This window comes from Pseudomonas sp. LBUM1661 (assembly GCF_059695925.1).
In genome coordinates, this window is the sequence record NZ_CP166794.1 from 4992696 (window position 1) to 5012825 (window position 20130).

At 49.0% G+C, this 20130-nt stretch carries 16 protein-coding genes and 1 pseudogene; 13 read left to right on the forward strand and 4 right to left on the reverse strand.

Going from position 1 to position 20130, the window contains the following annotated elements:
- Positions 1-142: 142 nt before the first annotated feature.
- Together ACA057_RS22805 and ACA057_RS22810 are read right to left on the reverse strand one after the other, a co-directional pair.
- Positions 143-487 carry an abortive infection family protein gene (locus tag ACA057_RS22805; RefSeq protein ID WP_497342554.1) on the reverse strand — a complete coding sequence of 115 codons (345 nt, stop codon included), beginning with the start codon at positions 485-487 and terminating at the stop codon, positions 143-145.
- A gap of 19 nt (positions 488-506) precedes the next feature.
- On the reverse strand, positions 507-881 hold the full coding sequence (locus ACA057_RS22810) for a hypothetical protein (protein WP_497342556.1): 375 nt from the start codon (positions 879-881) through the stop codon (positions 507-509).
- An 812-nt stretch (positions 882-1693) separates the two neighbouring features.
- Here ACA057_RS22810 and ACA057_RS22815 point away from each other — a divergent pair.
- The 5 genes from ACA057_RS22815 to dsr1 all read left to right on the forward strand — a co-directional run bounded on the left by ACA057_RS22815 (position 1694) and on the right by dsr1 (position 9787).
- On the forward strand, positions 1694-2920 hold the full coding sequence (locus tag ACA057_RS22815; RefSeq protein WP_497342558.1) for a hypothetical protein: 1227 nt from the start codon (positions 1694-1696) through the stop codon (positions 2918-2920).
- Between the two features lie 392 nt (positions 2921-3312).
- Positions 3313-3921: a hypothetical protein gene (locus ACA057_RS22820; RefSeq protein ID WP_497342560.1), complete on the forward strand. Its 609-nt coding sequence runs from the start codon at positions 3313-3315 to the stop codon at positions 3919-3921.
- A gap of 242 nt (positions 3922-4163) precedes the next feature.
- Positions 4164-4883: a hypothetical protein gene (locus ACA057_RS22825; protein WP_497342562.1), complete on the forward strand. Its 720-nt coding sequence runs from the start codon at positions 4164-4166 to the stop codon at positions 4881-4883.
- Positions 4884-5158: 275 nt separating this feature from the next.
- Complete coding sequence (locus ACA057_RS22830) at positions 5159-5440, forward strand: SOS response-associated peptidase family protein (protein WP_497349994.1); 282 nt, start codon at positions 5159-5161, stop codon at positions 5438-5440.
- A 525-nt stretch (positions 5441-5965) separates the two neighbouring features.
- On the forward strand, positions 5966-9787 hold the full coding sequence (gene dsr1, locus ACA057_RS22835) for an anti-phage defense-associated sirtuin Dsr1 (protein WP_497342564.1): 3822 nt from the start codon (positions 5966-5968) through the stop codon (positions 9785-9787).
- A gap of 260 nt (positions 9788-10047) precedes the next feature.
- Here dsr1 and ACA057_RS22840 read toward each other — a convergent pair whose 3' ends face one another.
- Complete coding sequence (locus ACA057_RS22840; RefSeq protein ID WP_497342566.1) at positions 10048-10464, reverse strand: hypothetical protein; 417 nt, start codon at positions 10462-10464, stop codon at positions 10048-10050.
- A 551-nt stretch (positions 10465-11015) separates the two neighbouring features.
- On the opposite strand from ACA057_RS22840, the gene ACA057_RS22845 reads away from it, so the two are divergent.
- The 8 genes and pseudogenes from ACA057_RS22845 to ACA057_RS22880 all read left to right on the forward strand — a co-directional run bounded on the left by ACA057_RS22845 (position 11016) and on the right by ACA057_RS22880 (position 18622).
- Entirely contained in the window at positions 11016-11918 is a 903-nt protein-coding gene (locus tag ACA057_RS22845; RefSeq protein WP_497342568.1) for a hypothetical protein, read from the forward strand.
- Between the two features lie 44 nt (positions 11919-11962).
- Positions 11963-12202 (forward strand): HNH endonuclease, encoded by a 240-nt coding sequence (locus ACA057_RS22850; RefSeq protein WP_497342570.1) that lies wholly within the window; start codon positions 11963-11965, stop codon positions 12200-12202.
- Between the two features lie 92 nt (positions 12203-12294).
- A pseudogene (gene istA, locus ACA057_RS22855) lies at positions 12295-13794 on the forward strand (IS21 family transposase).
- Entirely contained in the window at positions 13787-14590 is an 804-nt protein-coding gene (istB, locus tag ACA057_RS22860) for an IS21-like element helper ATPase IstB (RefSeq protein WP_200646038.1), read from the forward strand. The pseudogene istA and the gene istB overlap by 8 nt, the downstream one beginning before the upstream one ends.
- An 89-nt stretch (positions 14591-14679) precedes the next feature.
- A complete protein-coding gene (locus tag ACA057_RS22865) occupies positions 14680-15231 on the forward strand; it encodes a hypothetical protein (protein ID WP_497342572.1) in 552 nt (183 codons plus the stop codon).
- Between the two features lie 51 nt (positions 15232-15282).
- Positions 15283-16686, forward strand: coding sequence for a phospholipase D-like domain-containing protein (locus tag ACA057_RS22870; protein ID WP_497342574.1), 1404 nt, complete (start codon positions 15283-15285; stop codon positions 16684-16686).
- Positions 16687-16728: 42 nt separating this feature from the next.
- Positions 16729-17715: a hypothetical protein gene (locus ACA057_RS22875; RefSeq protein ID WP_497342576.1), complete on the forward strand. Its 987-nt coding sequence runs from the start codon at positions 16729-16731 to the stop codon at positions 17713-17715.
- A 145-nt stretch (positions 17716-17860) separates the two neighbouring features.
- The gene (locus tag ACA057_RS22880) at positions 17861-18622 is read left to right on the forward strand and encodes a hypothetical protein (RefSeq protein WP_497342578.1); all 762 of its coding nucleotides are present in this window, start codon (positions 17861-17863) and stop codon (positions 18620-18622) included.
- Positions 18623-19865: 1243 nt separating this feature from the next.
- Here ACA057_RS22880 and ACA057_RS22885 read toward each other — a convergent pair.
- Positions 19866-20114 (reverse strand): hypothetical protein, encoded by a 249-nt coding sequence (locus tag ACA057_RS22885; RefSeq protein WP_497342579.1) that lies wholly within the window; start codon positions 20112-20114, stop codon positions 19866-19868.
- Positions 20115-20130: the final 16 nt, after the last annotated feature.

Consider the following 20130-nt stretch of genomic DNA (forward strand, 5'->3'; position numbering starts at 1 on the left):
ATTAACCTGTGCGGCAAGCCTAGTTGAATTCGCCCTTGGCTGAGTTCACTTCTTCAGATCCGTTTACCTATCGGCATTTGCATTGGCTTGACCACCTATTTACACCGGATCTGACCCGCGCTCTAATCGGGCGACGTCGCACTCAATTCCCGTTCTTTGCCTCCCATGTGGCAAGCAGAAAAAGCGCAGTCGAACCGGCTAGATTCACTGCCAGCTCTGCATGACGTGGGGCAGCCTTCACCCCGCCCTTTCCTTTTCCGTGGGCATCGCTCAAACGATTCCGAAGCGCCCCTAAACCCTCTATAACTGCTGTGCCCCCTCCGAGGATTTGCTTGAACACAACCTCTTCATGCTGTGCCTTCGTCAGATTTAGAAGCGTAGCTGTTTGCTTGTAGAGTTTGTTAAGGTCAGGAGTCGTCTCATGGTCGCTTGTTCCGGCTTCGTCGAGAATGTGTTTGCATACCGACTCCAGGAGGGTTCGAGCCATGGTGATAGCTCCCTCAGGATCAGTTGAGCGCCTTTGTCCATGCGATCCGAACGTGCTCAGCGTCAATGCGGTCCAGCGCCTCCGAAACAGCGATATCAGAAGGGTGCCCCCCATTTGATTCAGCGAAGTCAACGAGCGCCCTGAACTCATCCCAGATGAATCTCCTACGCTCGGCGTACTTTGGAAATTTCGGCTGGATGAACCCCCAAAACTGCTCCAAGTTCCTGTGACGACGCACCCACCCCGGAACAAGTGACGCCACACGAGGATCATCAAAAACGCTCTGTCGGTAAAGAGGGTAATCCCGCTCATCATCATCGTTCCCGTTCCCGTTCCCGGTGGCACGATTGATGTAGATCGATTGCAAGCCGTCAACGTCATCAATGAGAGCCATGGCTCTCGCACCTTCGTCGCCTGTAAGTCCAAACCTTTATAGCAGCCCATACGCGTCTGTGACCAAGCGCGTATCAACCATGAAGCTCTGCCTGGTCTACTGTGATGATCACACATCGCAGCTCATGCAAGTCCTCCCGGCGGGAAACTCCAGACAAGCCTGTTGTCAGTCATAGCTGCCAATTGTGCAGGTATAGGTCGACAGCCCCAAAGACTGGGAAAGCTTTAGATGCCGCACATTACGCCGCCTATCGGAAAATCGAAGTTTAATACCCACAAAACCATGGGCGACTTCGCTTTTTGTTTAATACATAAACATATATAATTTTTATAAAAATCGACCATCCTCAATCATCATTATTTAACATTCAACAACTTGAGAATTCAAACGAACACACAATGACAAAAAAACACTAACCAGGCTTACTGACAGCAACAATTACGACACACTTATAAAGTCCCCCTTCTTCTTGACGACATCCACTCTTTCGGCTTACCTGAGACTTACATTTCGCAAACCGACGAGTGATGAAAAATGAATTCTCATGACCAACACAATCCAAAGTCATCTGACACCAATAAACCCGATAATGACTCCGGGGCTAAAACCCCTATCGACTTCCGTATTCAGACCAAAGTAGGACGTTGTGCAACGACTGTGCCCTGCCCCGTACAAAGCGAAGTCCAAAAAATACTAGTGCTATGTTTAGAAAACAACCAAAAAGGATTCAAGTAACAGATAAGCAGAATGACGGGGCATTTCTCCGCATCAAGTTTGGACGACTACATCGATGCTGCTATTCGAGATGAGAAATGAGTACCTCTAGATGGATGCTGCACCACTTCCATCCTTTGTTCGTTGATTCAGACTGTGAGACCGCTCCCGAGTGGTACTATCAACTGGCGGAGGAAAGGCTACATTTGGATTTCGAAGGAGATTCTTTTCTAGCTTTATATGCAGTCATAAATTTTGGCGGACTATCTCCTCTTTACCCTCTCATACATGGAGATTTCGTAGGCTCCGACCATAACGCTGCTTTGTGCTTTTCATCAGGTGGAATCTACCCTACTACTCCAGGCGACTGGCGTGAGCAGTCGATTCACCAGCGTTTTGCAATTGCGGTACTGAAGTCTGAGTTGATTACGGCCGGAGCGCGAGAGACCCTCAACACAGTCACCAGCAACAAAGATACCAGACGAGTACCCGATAACCTCTTCGACTTCGATACAGATTCGGTTACTGAATTCATCGAGTCTGAGGTCGAGTCATTTGCGGCCCATCGAACTCGACCTGCCCCATCGGACAAGACTTATCGAAGCCAGACGCTGTACTGGCAACCTACCTCTCTTGAAATAGACTATCCAATCAAACTTTACAATCGATTCTGGACGCCGTTTTATCAGCTTCGACTACCAGCCATTCGATTGCTCGGGCCTACGGAAGATAACTGCTATATATCAGAAGTGTATATTATCGTCGACAATCGGGGTAGCGCAGAAGCTATTCAACAACTGATGACCGGACTTTATCACTCAGGCATGAATAGCTTTTCGATATTATTCGACGAGCAAAAGCTTTTGGAGACAAACATCATCATAACTGATGAGCTGCGCGCTACGGCAACGCGTTCACTCAGTATTGAAGTTATAGAGCAAATTTATCCCTCCGCAATAATGAAAGCAGTAAACGCCTTAACTGTATTTGATCGCAAAATCAACGTAAAAATTTCCGAGGTCATTGCAGAAGCAACCATCGAAGGAACAGCAGCATCGCTTGATTATTTTTTGACCCATGGTGACCCTAGATGGGTGCCATGTGGCCGCGCATGGGCTGAAACCTCTGAGACAACACATCCAGTCGTGCAGCATATGATCCGCAGCGGGATTGCTTACACACTGGACGGTCATGCGCATCTTAATATTCCTGGATTGCCTCTTTCACAAAGCAGATACCAGAATGAGGAAGCTTACAGGGTTGTTTGCCGCGTACTCAGCGAACGCTTGGGAGTTTGTTTCGAGATGCACAGTTATGATGATTGACAGGTTCTGATACTCAGACCCAATGCTCGAAGATACCGACTGCTACCATGGAGAGGACATCATCCTGCAAACAACCACAATGCCCGATACCGCGCCGCAGCCCCCATGAGGTACCGACCATTTTTTCTCCGTACAACTGCTAGGGTGTCATTTGGATCTCTCTTGAATCTCCTACTGGCCAAATCACGCCTGTCAGGATCGGGCTCTCGCCCGTGACTAATCCTAGTAGGATCGTGCATCTCGCGCCGCTTGCTTTTCCAAACTTGCTACGGTATCAACGAAGGCTTGACGTGAGCTACGACGTTTTCGTGCCAAACAGAAATAGCAAGCACCCTGCATAGGCTAATAACCAAATGATGACAGGGAAAACCTATAGAGATTTAGGATACTTTATGACTGCGGCTTACATTGTCCCTACTGAGTACGACCAGCCAAGGCCGATTGATGGCAACTACGCTGCCACAGTGTTTGAGACTCATGCTGAATTCGAATACATGGGATATAAAGTCATCGCAAAAATGTCTGCTCAAGGCAGCATGAACGCTGATGGCAACAGTGGGACAGTTGTTGTAGAAGAAAATGGAGCAACTATCTCATGGGCCGGGAGCGCCCCGTACAAGCCTTTCGAGTACGCTCGCAACGATGAAAGGGAAACCAGTTTCGAAAATTCACTAGTTGCGACTCTCATCCCAGCAGAATTTGGGCAGCGCCATCCGCTTGCGGACAATCCATACGGATTCAGAAGTCGAGCCAGAGGTTTCACGGTTGAGTTCGGGGTTCTAGAGCGATATGAGGCCGTTCTGGACGGACATATTCAGTTACCCGTTTTAGACGCTCCATGCAGCATCATGCCACTAGAGGGTCACCCCATGAAATGCCTGGTGGTACTCGAAGACGCTACCATTTTTCTGGCAAAGCGCTATGGTCGGGGAGTACATGACGTTTTGGTTGAGAAGGCAGTTGTCGAGCTTCAGCTGCTTCTCTCCAAATCAAATATTTAACTCACAGGTTGGGTGAGGGGTGGGATCGCACGAATGTCGGCGTTTTGCTAGACAAGATACCTGGCAAACCGTAGCTAATGCATCACTGCTCCCAGTCCTCTCCCCTCCCGCAGATTGCTGCCTGTGAGGAAATATCTATATCAGTAAACCGCAGAGAAGCCGAAACTTTTACGCGGGCGTAAACAGTCAAAAAAACGAATCATTTTCTTATCGAAACTTATAGATAGACATACAGGACGTTAATGATGCTTTTCCCCCCAGAAATTATTCAAGTAATCATGAATTGCGCTGAATGGGCAGATAGGCTGGTTAAGGCGGACCTCATTGATGGATATATCGTCAGCGAGAATGATTACACATCTAATTTCACAGGCGCGCTTCGCCGGGAGATTACTGCTAGAAAAATTGAAGGGCTCAGCGCCAAAATCCAAGTTCTGAATGCAAGCGCTGAGCGAGAGATGGGCGCAGATGCGTGCATAATTCTACAAAACGAAACTCACTTCAAAGCATCCATATTCGAGGCTAAATGGCCTCGCTTAAGTTCACATGTAGACACATGGGATTCAAAACAAAAGTCCTCAGGGCAGTCACATTTCCATTCTCAGCTCATTCGCCAACATGCTCAAACGCGTTATGCAGCTATATGGGAAATGTTTTACTCTGAGCATCCATTTGGCAGGCAGCCAATGCATTTTCCACCGGAGGGATCTGCCTGTGTTTGGCACGCTGATGCTTATGCCGTAACCATGAAGCGACCTAATTTTAATACGCCTTGGAGTGACCACGAGCTGGATGCTTTGCTTGAAGGGAAATCATTAACGATTTCTGAGGTTATCGAAGCCATCTGCATATGCCAACAAGGAACACGCATGCAAATTGGAAACTATCAAACGGCATTCGGAGACGTCGGTGCGCCATATGACGCTCTTATCATTTCATTCGATAACCGTAATGGTGAATAATCGGAAATGATAGGGTATGGCTCGGACTGAATGTGGATCTGCGTAGCGCCCCCCCTACGAAAAGAGGACTAAATTGGAGACGCCAAAACTTCCTCAAAGACAGGGATGCCTGGAAGCAATACTGTCAAGTCGGTCATGGCAGGAAAGTTATTCAAAGAACTTTTGCCAAATTGTCGAATAGTAGCTCCAGCGAATGGGTGATTTAAGTGGATGAAAGACCCAACCGATCCCAAAAAAAACAGCCATATTTCATCTGTCTCAAGGACGAACGTCCGATGTTTTTCGCTGCACTCGGTCAAGTTCGACCGGGATTCGAACCTGACGAGCGAGACGGATTTGTAATTATCACGGCTGATAGCGACCAAGGAATGGTCGACATCCATGACCGTCGTCCTGTCGTCCTAAACGCGGAGCATTCTCGGGAGTGGGTTGATCCACATATCTCAGCTCTGCGCGCTGAGGAGCTTGCCAGGGGTTGTTGCCGAAATGTTCCGGAGTTCGTTTGGTATCCAGTTGGGCAGGGAAGTTTGCAACGCGCGGAATCAGGGGGGGGCTGAACTGATGGACCCGCTGGTTACTGAGTAGGTAAGTACACAACAATTGCGACGTGTTGCAGACATGATGTTAGCCAGCCTGCCGTAACAGCCTGCGGTGGAGTCAAAATCCCCATGGATGCGCGGATGATTTGTTGGCAAATCCAGCAATGCAAAAAAACTCCTCAGGTCACCGAAATGTTGTGGAGGCGTGCAATGGCGTCGTTGAAACGGAAACACCTGATGGTCAGAGGATGATCCCCCCAGCCTTGAAAACTCTAAAACCGGAAATCCCCGACAAACTTCCCGCAGAGTCAAGCTTGACCTCATGACGCTGTTAGGTGAAACGCCTGAGCAAAGTATCGATTTCAAATGGGAAAATATGCCGCCTGCTGGCTATGACTTTCCTTTGGGGCCGGCTGTAGGCGTCACCCCTTAGTTTTTTGTCCTAAGCAAAATTCGCGTCGGCAAAGGTAGGATGGCTAACCGGCTCCAGCGCATGCTAAATAGGCTTCCGCGCACATTCGGCATGGTTGATGGGGAAAGGGAATGCAATTTGTAACTGATGGACCAGACATCCCAGATGAGTTGCTACAGGCCCACGAGGAGGGCCGCGTAGTGTTCTTCTGCGGAGCTGGTATTTCCTATCCCGCGGGCTTAACCGACTTCAAAGGCTTAGTGGAGCTGATCTATAAAGAAGCTCATGATGAGCTTGGCGGTGCCGAGGAAAAAGCCTTCAACAACTATCAATTCGACGCCACTCTTGATCTGCTAGAGCGCCGAATCAACGGAGGCCGGTTCGCCGTTCGACAAGCTCTTTGCAGGGCTCTAAAACCTAACTTACGTAAGAAAGGTGCTGTTGATACACATGCCGCATTGCTGAGGCTCGCCCGTACCCGGCATGGCACACTTCGTCTAGTGACGACAAACTTCGACCGCATTTTCGATACAGCGGCAAGAAAAGTCTCCCATAAATTTCAGTCCTATTCGGCCCCGATGCTGCCTATTCCGAAAAATAGTCGCTGGGACGGATTGGTCTACTTGCATGGTGTATTGCCAAAAGTTCCCGATGAGGCGGGCCTGAACCGTCTCGTAGTCACAAGTGGCGATTTCGGTCTGGCCTACCTTGTCGAACGGTGGGCGGCTCGATTCGTAAGCGAACTCTTTCGCAACTATGTCGTTTGCTTCGTTGGATACAGCATCAACGACCCCGTTCTCAGGTACATGAGGGATGCTATAGCTGCCGACAGGATGCAGGGTGAGATCACCCCAAACGCATGGGCCTTCGGCTCAAGCTCTCCTGGAGAAGAGGAGGTCAGACAAGAGGAATGGGAGGCGAAAGGTGTCACCCCAATTCTTTACAACGTGCCAGCTGGCACTCGGGATCACTCGGCATTGCATTTGACGCTCCAGGCCTGGGGAGAAGTCTACCGAGATGGGGTCATGGGAAAGGAACGTTTTGTCGTCACCCATGCTCAAAGTCGCCCATCAGCCAGCACCAGGCAGGATGACTATGTAGGCCGGGTGCTTTGGGCCCTTTCTGATAAATCTGGCTTACCCGCTCGTCTTTTTGCCGATTTCAATCCGGTCCCTCCTCTTGACTGGCTTGAGGCCTTTGCTGACTACCGATACCGCCATACTGACTTGAATCGGTTTGGTGTAACTCCCCAAAATGAAAATGATAAAAAACTAAAATTTAGCCTCGTACAACGACCGGCGCCCTACCCACTCGCTCCCTCCATGTCACTGGTATCCTCGAATGATTCCGGCTCCCAGTGGGATGATGTAATGGGTCACATCGGCCGTTGGCTCGTTCGGCACCTGGATAATCCCGACCTACTTCTTTGGATAGTAGAGCGAGGAGGACGAATCCATGAACGGTTCCGCTGGAAAATAGAAGAGCGGTTGGGCTTTCTTTCTCGGCTGGAGAGCGAGGGACAGACCTCTGAGCTGGCAGAAATCTTAAAAAATGCTCCAAAAGCACAGCCCAGCCGTTTGATGCAGGTTTTATGGCGGCTGCTATTAACTGGTAGGGTCAAACAGCCGTGGCGCGACTCAGCCCTTTACGAGTGGCAAGAGCGTTTCAAACGGGATGGATTAACCCTTACTGCACGGCTTCAGCTACGCGAGTTGCTCGCTCCAATGATCTCGCTATCGAAACCATTTCGCTGGCAAGAGGAGTCCGACCAGTCCTCCGTACCTAGAGGAATCCGTGACCTTGTAGAATGGAAATTAACGCTGGCGGCCGATGACATCTATTCGGTGTTTCGTAATTTCAGAAGCAACCGATGGCAAACTGCATTGCCTCTGCTACAGAAGGATCTCCAGCAGCTTTTAACGGATGCGTTGGAATTGCTTCGTGAACTGAGCGAAGCGGACGACGAAGACGATCGATCTCATTGGGATCTTCCATCAATCGCACCCCATACTCAGAACCGCAAGAATCGTGATTGGGTGGCTTTGATCGAACTCCTGCGGGACTCGTGGCTGTCCGTCTACGAGCAAAATTTCTCGCTGGCCCATCAGATTGCGAAAGAGTGGTCCGAACTTCCGTTCGCGACTTACAAGCGTCTCGCACTATTCGCTGCAAGTCAGGAAAATTGCATTTCCCCGAATCATTGGGTCGAGTGGCTTTTGGCAAACGATGCATGGTGGCTTTGGTCTGTGGCTACTAAGCGCGAAATGTTTCGACTCATCGTGTTGCAGGGACGCTTCTTAGCACCAGCGGATCAGAAACGGCTTGAGACCGCAATCTTGGTAGGCCCGCCACGTCGCATGTATAGCGATGACATCCTACCTGAAGCATGGAAAGACCTCGCAGACAGCACCGTGTGGCGTAGGCTCGCCAAGTTGCAAAGCTCCGGTGTATCGCTGGGTAAGGCAGCAGCTGCACGATTGAAAGTCTTGTCACGTGCGCATTCAAAATGGCGCCTTGCATCCAATGAAAGTGACGAGTTCTCTCATTGGATGAGCATGAGTGGTGAACCCGACCACGAAGAAACCCAGAGCATTGACGTCGCACCAACCAAAAGAGACGAGTTATTTCAGTGGCTTAAAGCCCCGCCTTCTGAATCAGGACATTACGAAGACACCTGGCGCGACACCTGCCGTAAGCATCCATTGAACGCTATGTACGCATTGAGAGATCTTGCGGAAGAAGGAGTATGGCCAGCTAATCGATGGCGGCAAGCCATTCAGACTTGGGGCGAAAAAGGTCGTACCAAAAGGTCGTGGCAGTATTCAGCTCCTTGGATACTCACCCTGCCAGATGACCTTCTTACAGAGATCGTCCACAGCGTTACGTATTGGATAGATGCTGTGTCCAAGGTTATCAGCCATGACGAATCGATCCTCCTGGAATTATGCAGGCGGATTATGGCTCTGCCGCTTGAGCCAAAATCAGGAATTACAAGCAACGGCGAGCCACTGAACGATCCTGTGACCGATGCCATTAACCATCCGATTGGTCACGTCACTCAGGCGCTGTTGAATCTTTGGCTGGGCAAAAAACCCAACGATAACGATAGCCTGCCGACTCAGATCAAAGACCTCTTCACCGAGCTGTGTGACACCACGATAGAAAAATATCGACATGGCAGAGTGATTCTCGGTTCGAGGTTGATCGTCCTCTTCCGCGTTGATCGCCCCTGGACAGAGTCGTGCTTACTTCCTTTATTCGACTGGAACACTTATCCATTTGAAGCAAAGGGCGTATGGGAGGGCTTCCTGTGGTCGCCTCGTTTGTACCGCCCTCTATTGCTTGCGTTCAAAAATCAATTCTTGGACACAGCCAAGCACTTTGAAGAATTGGGTGAGCACGCACAGCAATTCGCTGCTTTTCTCACGTACGCAGCGCTAGGCCCTCTCGAGGGCTACACAGCTACAGAATTTAGGTCAGCCTTCAAAGAGTTGCCTAAGCGGGGCCTCGAAGACGCAGCACAGGCTCTAACGCAAGCTTTGGAAGGTGCTGCTGAGCAAAAGGAGGCTTATTGGGAAAATCGAGTTCTCCCTTTCTGGCGAGATGTCTGGCCTAAATCAATACAACTCATCACCCCAGCGATAGCAGCCTCATTAGCAAGCCTAGCCATTGCATCTGGCGAAAAATTTCCAACGGCGTTGGCATCAGTTCAAGATTGGCTGCTGCCCATTGAGCATCCCCATTCGTTGCTTCATGAAATGAATGAAAGCTCCGTTTGCTCCGACTATCCGGCAGAAGCCCTATTGTTGCTGAGCCTCACGATAGAGGATCAATCCTGGATTCCATCGGACCTCACATCCTGCCTGAGCAAAATTGTCCAAGCCGATCCAAAGCTCAGCGACGATACAAGGTACCAAGAGTTGATGGTGGGTATACGCCGTCGAGGAGGGTGATCCTAGTGGGCTCAAACGGGCAATCGATTCAAATTCAACAGTTCGCCTATTAGCTTTGCATTGGGCGCATTCCGCTGTTCTTTAAACCTCGGGTAGCGTTACTGGGAGCACCTACGTTTCTTCAAAATGCATGTTCAGTACGCCTTTCTCAAAGACGTACTGGCGCGGATACCGAACCAGCATGCAAACTAGTCGCAGATCGACTTCCGCCCTACAGTCGCGACCGACATCTGGTTGTTAGGTGTTGCCTCTCACGATGATCAAACTTTCTCTTTTTCGCCAGAGTGATATTTATTGTGATTCGTCATTCCGGACCCCCTGCATTTAAACTTACAAGCCCACCCTGCGTGAATTTCAGTGCTTGCAGTAAATTGCCATGCCGTCTCCATCGCGCCTTCGCAGTCCTCATCCGCGACAATTCTTATCGTTGAAACCCGCGCATTCTCATCTGACTCTTCGAGGGCTATTTCTCCTTCTCGAACCTCGAAGTGCTTATGGAGTAGGCATACGCCGAACCGCTCTTCATACCCATGTCGAACGAGAACCTCCCTTAACTGCCGAAGAACGTCATAGTCCTTCTCTGAAATCGGCTCGACTTCCTCGATAAAAGGAAGACGCGCCCATTGGACTGCTCCAAGAACCAGGCGCTCATCGGACGAAGCGGAATCGTTCATCATAGTGTTCACTCCTCGTTGTTTCAGGCGGTCTTGAGAGCCTACCGTTGGCGGACACGTTACCAACTCAAAGTGTAGCGTTATGAATTTTCCACGATGGTATAGGCGACGAAATACCTTCCCGTGCGCCGACGACGGCACAGCATTCTCAGCTCAGTTCTATTCGAGTCTCCAAGCGGCTTACGAGCTGTTCGGTAAACTGGAAGACGGTGTCATCAAGCTGGTCCTGAAACCTTAAAGAAAATCCGACAGTTGCCTTTCCTCCGATCCCTCTTGGTCAGTTGGACTAGGGGATCGACAAGCGTCGGACCTAAATTTTTAGCTCTCCTCTCACACTGCTGATCATTAGATTGAAAAACTAACCCTAAAACAAATATCTTCGTGGGGCGCACGTGCTTTTTAGAGCCGCATCATCCGAGTATCCTGACGCATCCCCATTGCCATTCCACCCCATCCCGGATCGTCCGACAGGCATAAAACAGGGAGCATTTCATCCTACAGCCTCTCTGCAAGGTGCCCAGCGGCGAGTTAATTTCACTTTTTTGGAGCTTAAGATGCCTGAGGCGCAAGCAGCGATTACTGCTGACAATGAAAACGGAATTGCAGACGGAGGTGAAAATGGGGACTGCGCTCTTTGTGATTCTATAAATATAATATTGAAGGAGTCACATAGCATCCCAAAATTTGTGTTCGATTGGCTAAAAATTACTTCAGCCACTCCATATATTCGATGCAGCGACGACGTCAACATCCGTCACCAAGATGGGCCTAAAGAATACTTACTTTGCGGAACGTGCGAAGGTGCTCTTTCAACCCTTGAAAAAGAGTTGGCCGAACAGCTTTTCAAAAAAATCGCTAATTATCGACAACAGAAACCAGCGATTGTAGTCACAGAAACAATGCAAGTAGCGATACTCTCAATTTTTTGGCGGGCCATCCTTACCACCAAGAACCGTGCAAATAATCGCACAGAGGAAGACAATCAAAAGCTTGAGGAATTTCTTGCCTCAATGAAAGCTGACATTGTTGCGAACCGGTGTTCAACCAAGATCTATTTCACACCATTTTGTGGAAAACCGCCATATTACGACTTGTCGGGGCCAGTAGTTTACTCAATAGAGCGCTCCATAGGCGGACAAGACATACAATTTTTTGATGAGCCGCATAGATTTTTCGCTACGTTTAAGCTGCCTTTCATGTACTTCCATATCTTTGCTGATGGTTGGTCAGCGGCAGAAACTTCAAAATCCACCGAGTTCACCGTTGGAAGCCTTATACTAACCGATATAAAAGAAATACCTGATGTACTAAGATACTACCTCCAGCACCTACACGATAGTTTTGTTGCATCAATACCGTTAATGGATGAAAAAAATCGAGAACAAATAAGGAATGACGTAGCAAAAAACAACACCGTATCAGGCTCTGAAAAATCCAGACGTCGTTCAGAATCGTGATTCATTGCGCAGTTTCACTCCATTAATAACCATTTGAGGGAATTGTGCGCTGTTTATTCTGCAAGGAAGCGAGTCATGACACCAAGGGTGTCGAACACCTAATTCCCGAATCTATAGGAAGCAAAAAACTGGTCCTTCCAAAAGGACTGGTTTGCGACAAGTGCAACAATTATTTCGCTAGAAAAGTAGAAAACCCCGTACTTTCCCACCCATCGATAAGAAACCTCAGAGGGTGGTATCAAGTCCCTAATAAGAAGGGCATGTTGCCGCTGACCGAAAACTGACCCAGTAAAGGCTGTTCTGCCGACTGAAAACTGACCCAGGTGTTCAACTACTTCTGCTCACCTTCCGAGCAGGAGAACACAGGGTGATCAGCATGGAAATGTTGGGGAAAATTCGGAGGATGTACTTTCGCGACAAGCTGTCGCTGCACCAGATCGCCAAGCGTACCGGGCTGTCGAGAAACACCATCCGAAAATGGGTCAGAGCACCCGAAGCCACTCAGCCGGCGTACCAGCGGGGCGCTACCTTCAACAAACTCAGCCCATTCCACGAGACGCTGGAGCAGGCGCTGAAGGCTGATTCGTTTCGGGCAAAGCACAACCGCAGGAGCGCCAAAGCACTCTTTGAGCAGATCAAAGCCCAGGGTTATGACGGCGGTTAAAGTCAGCTCACAGCCTTCATCCGCTCGTGGCGCGGTGAGCAAGGCAAATCGTTACGTGCCTTTGTACCGCTGACGTTTGCACTTGGTGAGGCTTTTCAATTTGACTGGAGCGAAGAAGGTCTGCTGATCGGCGGCCTGTTCCGACGCATTCAGGTCTCCCACATGAAGCTATGCGCCAGTCGCGCGTTCTGGTTGGTTGCGTATCCCAGCCAAGGCCACGAGATGCTGTTCGATGCCCATACGCGCTCGTTCGGTGCGTTAGGTGGGGTGCCACGTCGCGGCATCTACGACAACATGAAAACGGCTGTCGACAAGGTTAACAAGGGCAAAGGCCGCACGGTCAATGCCCGGTTTTCCGTGATGTGCGCGCACTACCTGTTCGATCCGGACTTCTGCAATGTCGCCTCGGGCTGGGAAAAAGGCATCGTTGAAAAGAACGTGCAAGACAGCAGACGACGCATCTGGCTCGACGCTCAAGACTGCATGTTTCACACCTTCGAAGAATTGAATGCCTGGCTCGGCCAACGCTGTCGTGCACTCTGGAGCGAGCTGGTGCATCCGCAGTACAACGGGCTGACGGTGGCAGAGGTCTTGGAGCTGGAGCGGGTCGAAATGATGCCGATGCCGACGGCTTTTGATGGCTACGTCGAGCGCACCGTACGGGTCTCCAGCACCTGCCTGATCAGCGTGGCGCGAAATCGATATTCGGTGCCTTGTGAGCGAGTCGGCCAGTGGGTCAGCAGCCGTCTGTATCCTTCTCGGATCGTGGTCATCGCCGATGAAACGATGATCGCCAGCCACGAGCGTCTGTTTGATCGAGATCAGGTCAGTTTTGACTGGCAGCATTACATCCCACTCATCGAACGCAAACCCGGTGCGCTGCGCAATGGCGCGCCGTTTGCCGATCTGCCCAAGCCGTTACAGCTTCTCAAGCGGGGCCTGAGACGTCACAGCAACGGTGATCGAATCCTGACGCAGGTACTGGCTGCTGTGCCCATCGCCGGTCTCGACCCGGTGCTCGTGGCGGTAGAACTGGTGCTTGAGTCGGGAAGCCTGAGCGCCGATCACATCCTGAATGTTCTAGCTCGACTGACCTCTACTGCACCACCTCCTTCCGCAGAAACCAGCCTGCAACTCAAGGTAGCGCCTGTCGCCAATACAGCGCGCTACGACCGGCTCCGTACAACCGATGAGGAGAATCGCAATGCGTGACCTAATGGCGGAACTCAAAGAGCTGCGTCTGCATGGCATGGCCAGCGCTTGGGAAGAGCTGGCTTCTCAAGGAGAGGCCTCGACGGCGTCGTCGAAATGGCTGCTCGAACATCTGCTCCAACAAGAACAAGCAGATCGCGCCGTACGCTCGGTTAACCATCAGATGAGCATGGCCAAACTACCCATGCATCGTGACTTGGCTGGCTTCGACTTTAGCGCCTCCAGCGCAGATGCCCGTCTGGTCAAAGATCTGTCGAGCTTGGAGTTCACAGAGACCGCGCAGAATGTGGTGTTCATCGGCGGGCCCGGAACCGGCAAAACACATTTGGCCAGCGCCCTGGCCGTGTCCGGAATCACGACCCATAACAAACGCGTGCGCTTCTTTTCCACAGTGGATCTGGTCAATCTGCTGGAGCGTGAAAAGTACGACGGCAAGAGTGGCCGAATCGCTCAAGGGCTGCTTCGGACAGACCTGGTGATACTCGATGAACTGGGGTATTTGCCCTTCAGCCAGAGCGGTGGCGCGCTGTTATTTCACTTGCTGTCCAAGCTGTACGAGCACACCAGCATTGTGATCACGACCAACCTCAGCTTCTCGGAATGGTCGAGTGTGTTCGGCGACGCCAAGATGACCACAGCGTTGCTGGATCGGTTGACACACCATTGCCACATCGTCGAAACGGGCAACGAGTCCTACCGCCTGCAACACAGCACGCTGGCCGCGCAGACAAAGATCAAATCACGTGAACGAAAGCGCAAGGACGAAGATGGTATCGAGGACGATGAACCGTTTTGATCTGCACCATAAACACCCTGCCGCATGCCTTTATGCGGTGGGGCTCGATGACCGTTCAACCGGGACACTACTGCTAAGCTTATTCACAATTGCTGGGACAAAAAACAGCAATCCGCCCTGGGTCAATTTTCAATCGGCAGGGTGGGTCAGTTTTCAATCAGCGCCAACAGCCTTTGGAAGCATTGGCTCTTCGCTATGTAAAACTAGGAGACGTCGACGTTATCATTGACCATCCAGCTTACGACGCAATTAGAAGATTCGCTAGATACGGTGAAGGCGTAAAACATTGGCCTTACCATCGGCAAGTTCTGTTTTCAATGGATGCACAAATGAGGCACCCAGATACAGGGCATTGGGTTCAGGCTGGTTTTGGACATGATTTGATTTTTACTCCCCATCCCGAAACATACTTTACATTTTTACTGTACGGTGTCAATTTCACTATCAATCTAGGCCCCCCCTCAATTGATGGATATGAATTGTGGCTTCAAGAACATGATCCGCTAAAACGCATCGGTGTAAAGTTGATAAAAAAGCTCGTTGATGGAAAGGAAGTAGATTTTCTCGAAGGTAGCTTTAGCTCTAACGCTGGAGCCAAGTATGATCGAAAGGCTCAACTGATGAAAAAAAGATCTGTGTGAAACATAGGTTCCAAGGAAAAGCGATCGACAATTGAAATGGAATAAATACAGATGAGCTTTGATTTACTGTCGGTCCCGGAAGGATACCAACTGGATTTGGCGTTGGTTATCGCACCTTACGTAGACGTGAAATTCATGGATGCGCTGGTTAAACGAATGAATCCCCGGCGGCTCTGTTTGTTAGTGGATGATGGGATCAGGCCCGAGGACCTCCAGGGTTTCCATAAAGCTCGCCGCAAGGGTGTAAAACTTGAGGTTCGTCTAGGCCGGGCAGCAGGCCTCATGCACATGAAAGCCTTTTATTTCGAATTCATCCGCGAGGAGGCGCCGAAAAGACGAAAGCGCAGATTGTTATTCGGTTCAGCAAACGCTACGAATGCAGCATTTCTCGGCAGCAGGAATGCCGAGCTGATCGCAGACCTCGACTTAGCTATTCAACACGATGCGGATATTGCGAATTATTTTTCTAGAATCCTCGCAACCTTCGATACCGAATCTACGACGGTGATTGAGGGTACTGAGGTCTGGCCGAGTCAAATACCTAAGCTCTACCTTCCAAGATTCAAGAGCATTATGCCCAGCGCGATGCCTTTTGGATTCGATACCTGGCTGCAACGTGGCCTGCTTGCTGCTCAATACAGAAACGCCCCTCAGTTCGCAATATTGAGTATTCAGCTAAAGAAGGCCTTACCTCAAGACATGGTTGCAAAGATATTCGCCAGTCGCAGCTTCACCGAGAAAGGTGATCGAGACATCGTACGGTACGGCTACATGAACGGCAGCAGCGACATCGCTGCGGATGAAGCTGAAATACCTCGCTGGAAATCTCGGTATGGCGTGTGGACCCACTTGGGCGACTGGATTTCGTATGAGTGCTACAAGTCACATAGCACACGCATGAAATCGAAAGCCTCATCTGCCCGTCATGCAAAAATATCCAAGCTATTAGGCAACGCTCATGATGTAGGTTGGCGTCGGGAAAGGATCGATGCTTTGTTGAGGGCGCTAGCGGAGGTATGGAACGATTTGGAGGCATCTGGAGTTGTTCCTAGTCTTTACCTCGAAAGCAAAAACGGAAAATTGAACTCAACCTTTTATGAGCAACGACTGATACAAAAATTAGAGCAGGATCTCCATCTTGCCCAAGACGAAGACTTTAAAAATCGGTATGTAAACGGGTACGACTTTCCGGACGTTCCGCGATTTAGGCAAGATGTAATTGCATGGGAGCGCTTTGTATACTCATGGTGTGAGTCGATTGCAGTTGAGGCGGTAAAAAAACTAACACCATCGTTAGTAGCTCGACGAATCCGCCACGCTATGAAGCGCGAGGGGCTTAACCTGTTTGATTTGGAGCCAAAAGAAATCGGTAGTTTTCTGAGAGAGAACTGGGAAAAGGAGTGGGAGGATTATGATATGACCCTGGGTGAATGGATAATTGCCTACCACGAATAAAACTGACCTAGGCCGAATCAACAAAGTAAAGGAATCCCTTTGATGCATTTCTTGGCACAAGTAGCGGAAGAAATTAATAAAAAGTCAAAATCATATAAAGTCGGAAAATTACAAAGCATTCGAAAAAAAATCAATAAATTTTCAAGGACTCCATCCAGCCAATTGTTCGATCAAAGAACTGTATTCGAAAATTGGGGATGGCACTATGGGGGAAGGAAAGAGCTTCAGTTTAACGTCGGCATTGAGGGGGAGTTCGTAAGGTACGGTGTCGCCTTTTCCCTAGAGTGCAGCCAATCGCTTCCCAACATCGATGTGCTCGTTCCCAAAATAGCGCGGTTTAATGAGTACCTAAACGAGTTCTGCGAAAACTTTTCTGACTTGCGTATGTGGCATTACGAAAGTGATGTCCGAAGCTCCGAATATATGCCCTCCTCCATTCCTCAGGAACGAGTGAAAGAAGGTATTTTTATATTCCTTGGAGCGAGGTCAGAAAAGAACGCTATCGACTATGACCAGATACTGCAAATTCTTGATCGACTACTTCCAATCTATTTATTCACAGAGGGAGACCTTCCTGAGACAGCTTTGGAAAAGAAGCTATACGATTTTAGATTTAGCGCTGGTTGTACAAAAAAACCATCGCAAACCTCTGGCCTACTCACCCAAAGAGAATTGGACATTCGACTGAGGCATAACGATTATCAAAACAACCTCTATATAGAACTGTCAGCTTTATACGGAGAAGATAATGTTGGCACTGAAATATACGCAAACGGCTTAAGCATAGACTTGGTAGTCAAACAGGGTGAAAGTTATTGGTTTTACGAAATTAAGACAGCATCTACTGCCAGAGCCTGCATTCGACAGGCACTTGGACAGATAATGGAATATTCTTACTGGCCTGGTCATCAACGCGCCGCAAAATTGGTTATCGTCGGCTCTGCGGTGGCGACTGCGGAGGAAATGTCCTACATCGAGTATTTACAAAAAACATTTAGCCTGCCACTCGAATACAAGGCGGTTAGCTAACAATCAATTCAATACTCTATTTTTTATAGAAATAAACAATTTTGAATCAGCGCGCCTAGCTAGCGCAGACTAGGATGGTACGTTTACAATTCATGTGTTCATCTTCGACTAAAATGCACCCGTCACAATTCCAGGAAGGTATCCCATGAAGCCTGTTCCCCCTGTAAATAGCCAACCCGCCAATGATTGGAGACTACAAACATTCACGTATTTAGCAGAGGATTGGGTATCGCCTTGGTCCGGAATTTTGTCACCTAAGGGTACACGTATCATAGTATCTTCTATCATTTCTTTAACTAAAAAAAAGCAGCTTACTATCCCGCTACCAAATGCTTCGGCATTGCTACTCAATTCATCTGCTTTGGCGTTCATTTCTGCACGCAGAATTCGCGACCGAAGCGGTATTGATAAAACCTTGCATACCGAAGTCAATTTCCCCTCTGACGAGGAAGCTTTCGACTATATTGAAAAAATGATTGAATCGATTGTTTTAGCCTTCACGGCACTTGAAGCATTTGTTAACGAGACTATACCTTCAGACTATTTTTATGCACGCCACCACAGAAGTAACATCGTATTAGAGGCCGCTAGCAAACAAACAATTGAACGCCATACCACGTTAGACGAAAAGCTAACAAATGTTCTGCCGGAAATCTTGAGCTGCACTTCACCAAAAGGTGGGAGATGCTGGCATGGATATAAAACGTTAAAAAATGCTCGAGATCGCATAATTCATATGAAAACAGAAGACCGTCGATCATCAGGTGCCGAGATAGACACTGTATGGAAGGCCATTATTCTTGCACCCGCTCCCCACATTGCGGCAAAAGCAGTTATTGATCACTTCGTAAGCACGATGAAAGAAAAACCGAATTGGCACCAACACTTCCCCTACTCCACACCATGAATAATTAACATGGAGTGGAATAGGCAGCCATACTGCGTATGAGGCTTACACGCTGAATCAGGCGGACAACCCGTACCTTGTCATTTGTTAGACGCCTCACCCTAGTATGCTTTACGCCGCTCTTCTAAGACTGCTCGCACAGTCTCAAGCGCCGTTACAGATTCCCTAGCGACCTCACAACGACTCTATATATATTTTAAAAGTATGTGCTTCTCGTTTTTTGTCCTGGCTAGATAAGCATCAGGTACACCACAACTGGGCGTTCGATGAGGAATCTCGCAAAACGCGCAGCCGACAACCAAGTTGACTTGCAGCAAATGATCTTCAGGCGCTTGTAAATGCTGAAAACGGCAAAACTGATAGATGCCGGAAATGCAGCAAAATACGGATTTTTTTGGTTTGAAGCTCTTGCAGATACATGGCGTTTTCAATGACATGTTCAGACCAAAGATGTGCACCGCGGCTTCGAACCTGCGGTGCACATTTTTATTCAACGTTGGTTGTAGTAATCGCGGATTATCTGCCAGATTTGGTAGAGTGCGAATGCGATCCTGAGGATAAGCACAAGCATGCCTGCTCCTTGATGAAGCCGGCCTCCAGAAACGATATCCAGTCTTCATTTCTGGTAGGGGGGAGACGCCAGTGCACCCACCTTAGGCAAGCTCAAACCTATGATCCTTTCGCTGATCTGGTAGGGTTACTAATCCTAGGCAAAAGGGCCGATCTACCGGCCGTCTGAAAATCCGACCGATCGTCTGATCATACAGAACCAAATCTGATTGTGAAATCGTAGCTCGGGGCCATCATTGACAAAGTCACTTTGATATCGAACTAGTGTCTTTTTGCCATTATCAAGAAACTGGCACTCTGTCTTCTAATGATGGCAATTTGACGTGAGTGGATACTAGAGTTAAGATCTTCTTGCGCCAGTGCACCCACCTTGGGTGAACCTAAAGATAGCTACTAACTATCTTTAATGCGAAAACCGCCCACCAGGGCGGTTTTTTTATTCTCCATTTTACTTGAGTCAATTCACAAAGCCAATTAGGGAAGCTGTCTCAAGATATAATTTCAATGCTTTAAAAGAGCATTTATTTATAGCGGATGGCCGTCTGCGGCGCATTTCATGAAGCGGGCAGGAGGATGTAGATGCAATAGATCGACTGTACAACAGCTATCTGAGAGTTGGACAGCGCATTAAGTCGCGGCGAAAAGCAACTCCCTTCTGGCTAAGATACTTTTCTCATGCCTCCCAAATTTTTTTGTGTTTTTTGTGCGCAATCGACTCTTCAATAACATGGGCGTCTTCGATCCCCTTCGCAACTCTCTTGAGAGCAGCCAACGTTAGATCGATAGTTATTTCTACCTCACAATCGGGAAACGCCGAATCCTGCTTCAAGCGTAAATCCACTATTCTTGCTTGCTCAGCGATTGCTGCTACAAAGCCCAAAGCATCGTGTAGGTATTCTGCACGAAACCAAAATTCCGTCATACATCCATCCTTAGGC

Bases quoted from the DNA above. Each gene is read 5' to 3' on its own strand.
- ACA057_RS22805 (WP_497342554.1), bottom strand. From the start codon at position 487: ATGGCTCGAACCCTCCTGGAGTCGGTATGCAAACACATTCTCGACGAA.
- ACA057_RS22810 (WP_497342556.1), bottom strand. From the start codon at position 881: ATGGCTCTCATTGATGACGTTGACGGCTTGCAATCGATCTACATCAAT.
- ACA057_RS22815 (WP_497342558.1), top strand. From the start codon at position 1,694: ATGAGTACCTCTAGATGGATGCTGCACCACTTCCATCCTTTGTTCGTT.
- ACA057_RS22820 (WP_497342560.1), top strand. From the start codon at position 3,313: ATGACTGCGGCTTACATTGTCCCTACTGAGTACGACCAGCCAAGGCCG.
- ACA057_RS22825 (WP_497342562.1), top strand. From the start codon at position 4,164: ATGATGCTTTTCCCCCCAGAAATTATTCAAGTAATCATGAATTGCGCT.
- ACA057_RS22830 (WP_497349994.1), top strand. From the start codon at position 5,159: ATGTTTTTCGCTGCACTCGGTCAAGTTCGACCGGGATTCGAACCTGAC.
- dsr1 (WP_497342564.1), top strand. From the start codon at position 5,966: ATGCAATTTGTAACTGATGGACCAGACATCCCAGATGAGTTGCTACAG.
- ACA057_RS22840 (WP_497342566.1), bottom strand. From the start codon at position 10,464: ATGATGAACGATTCCGCTTCGTCCGATGAGCGCCTGGTTCTTGGAGCA.
- ACA057_RS22845 (WP_497342568.1), top strand. From the start codon at position 11,016: ATGCCTGAGGCGCAAGCAGCGATTACTGCTGACAATGAAAACGGAATT.
- istB (WP_200646038.1), top strand. From the start codon at position 13,787: ATGCGTGACCTAATGGCGGAACTCAAAGAGCTGCGTCTGCATGGCATG.
- ACA057_RS22870 (WP_497342574.1), top strand. From the start codon at position 15,283: ATGAGCTTTGATTTACTGTCGGTCCCGGAAGGATACCAACTGGATTTG.
- ACA057_RS22875 (WP_497342576.1), top strand. From the start codon at position 16,729: ATGCATTTCTTGGCACAAGTAGCGGAAGAAATTAATAAAAAGTCAAAA.
- ACA057_RS22880 (WP_497342578.1), top strand. From the start codon at position 17,861: ATGAAGCCTGTTCCCCCTGTAAATAGCCAACCCGCCAATGATTGGAGA.
- ACA057_RS22885 (WP_497342579.1), bottom strand. From the start codon at position 20,114: ATGACGGAATTTTGGTTTCGTGCAGAATACCTACACGATGCTTTGGGC.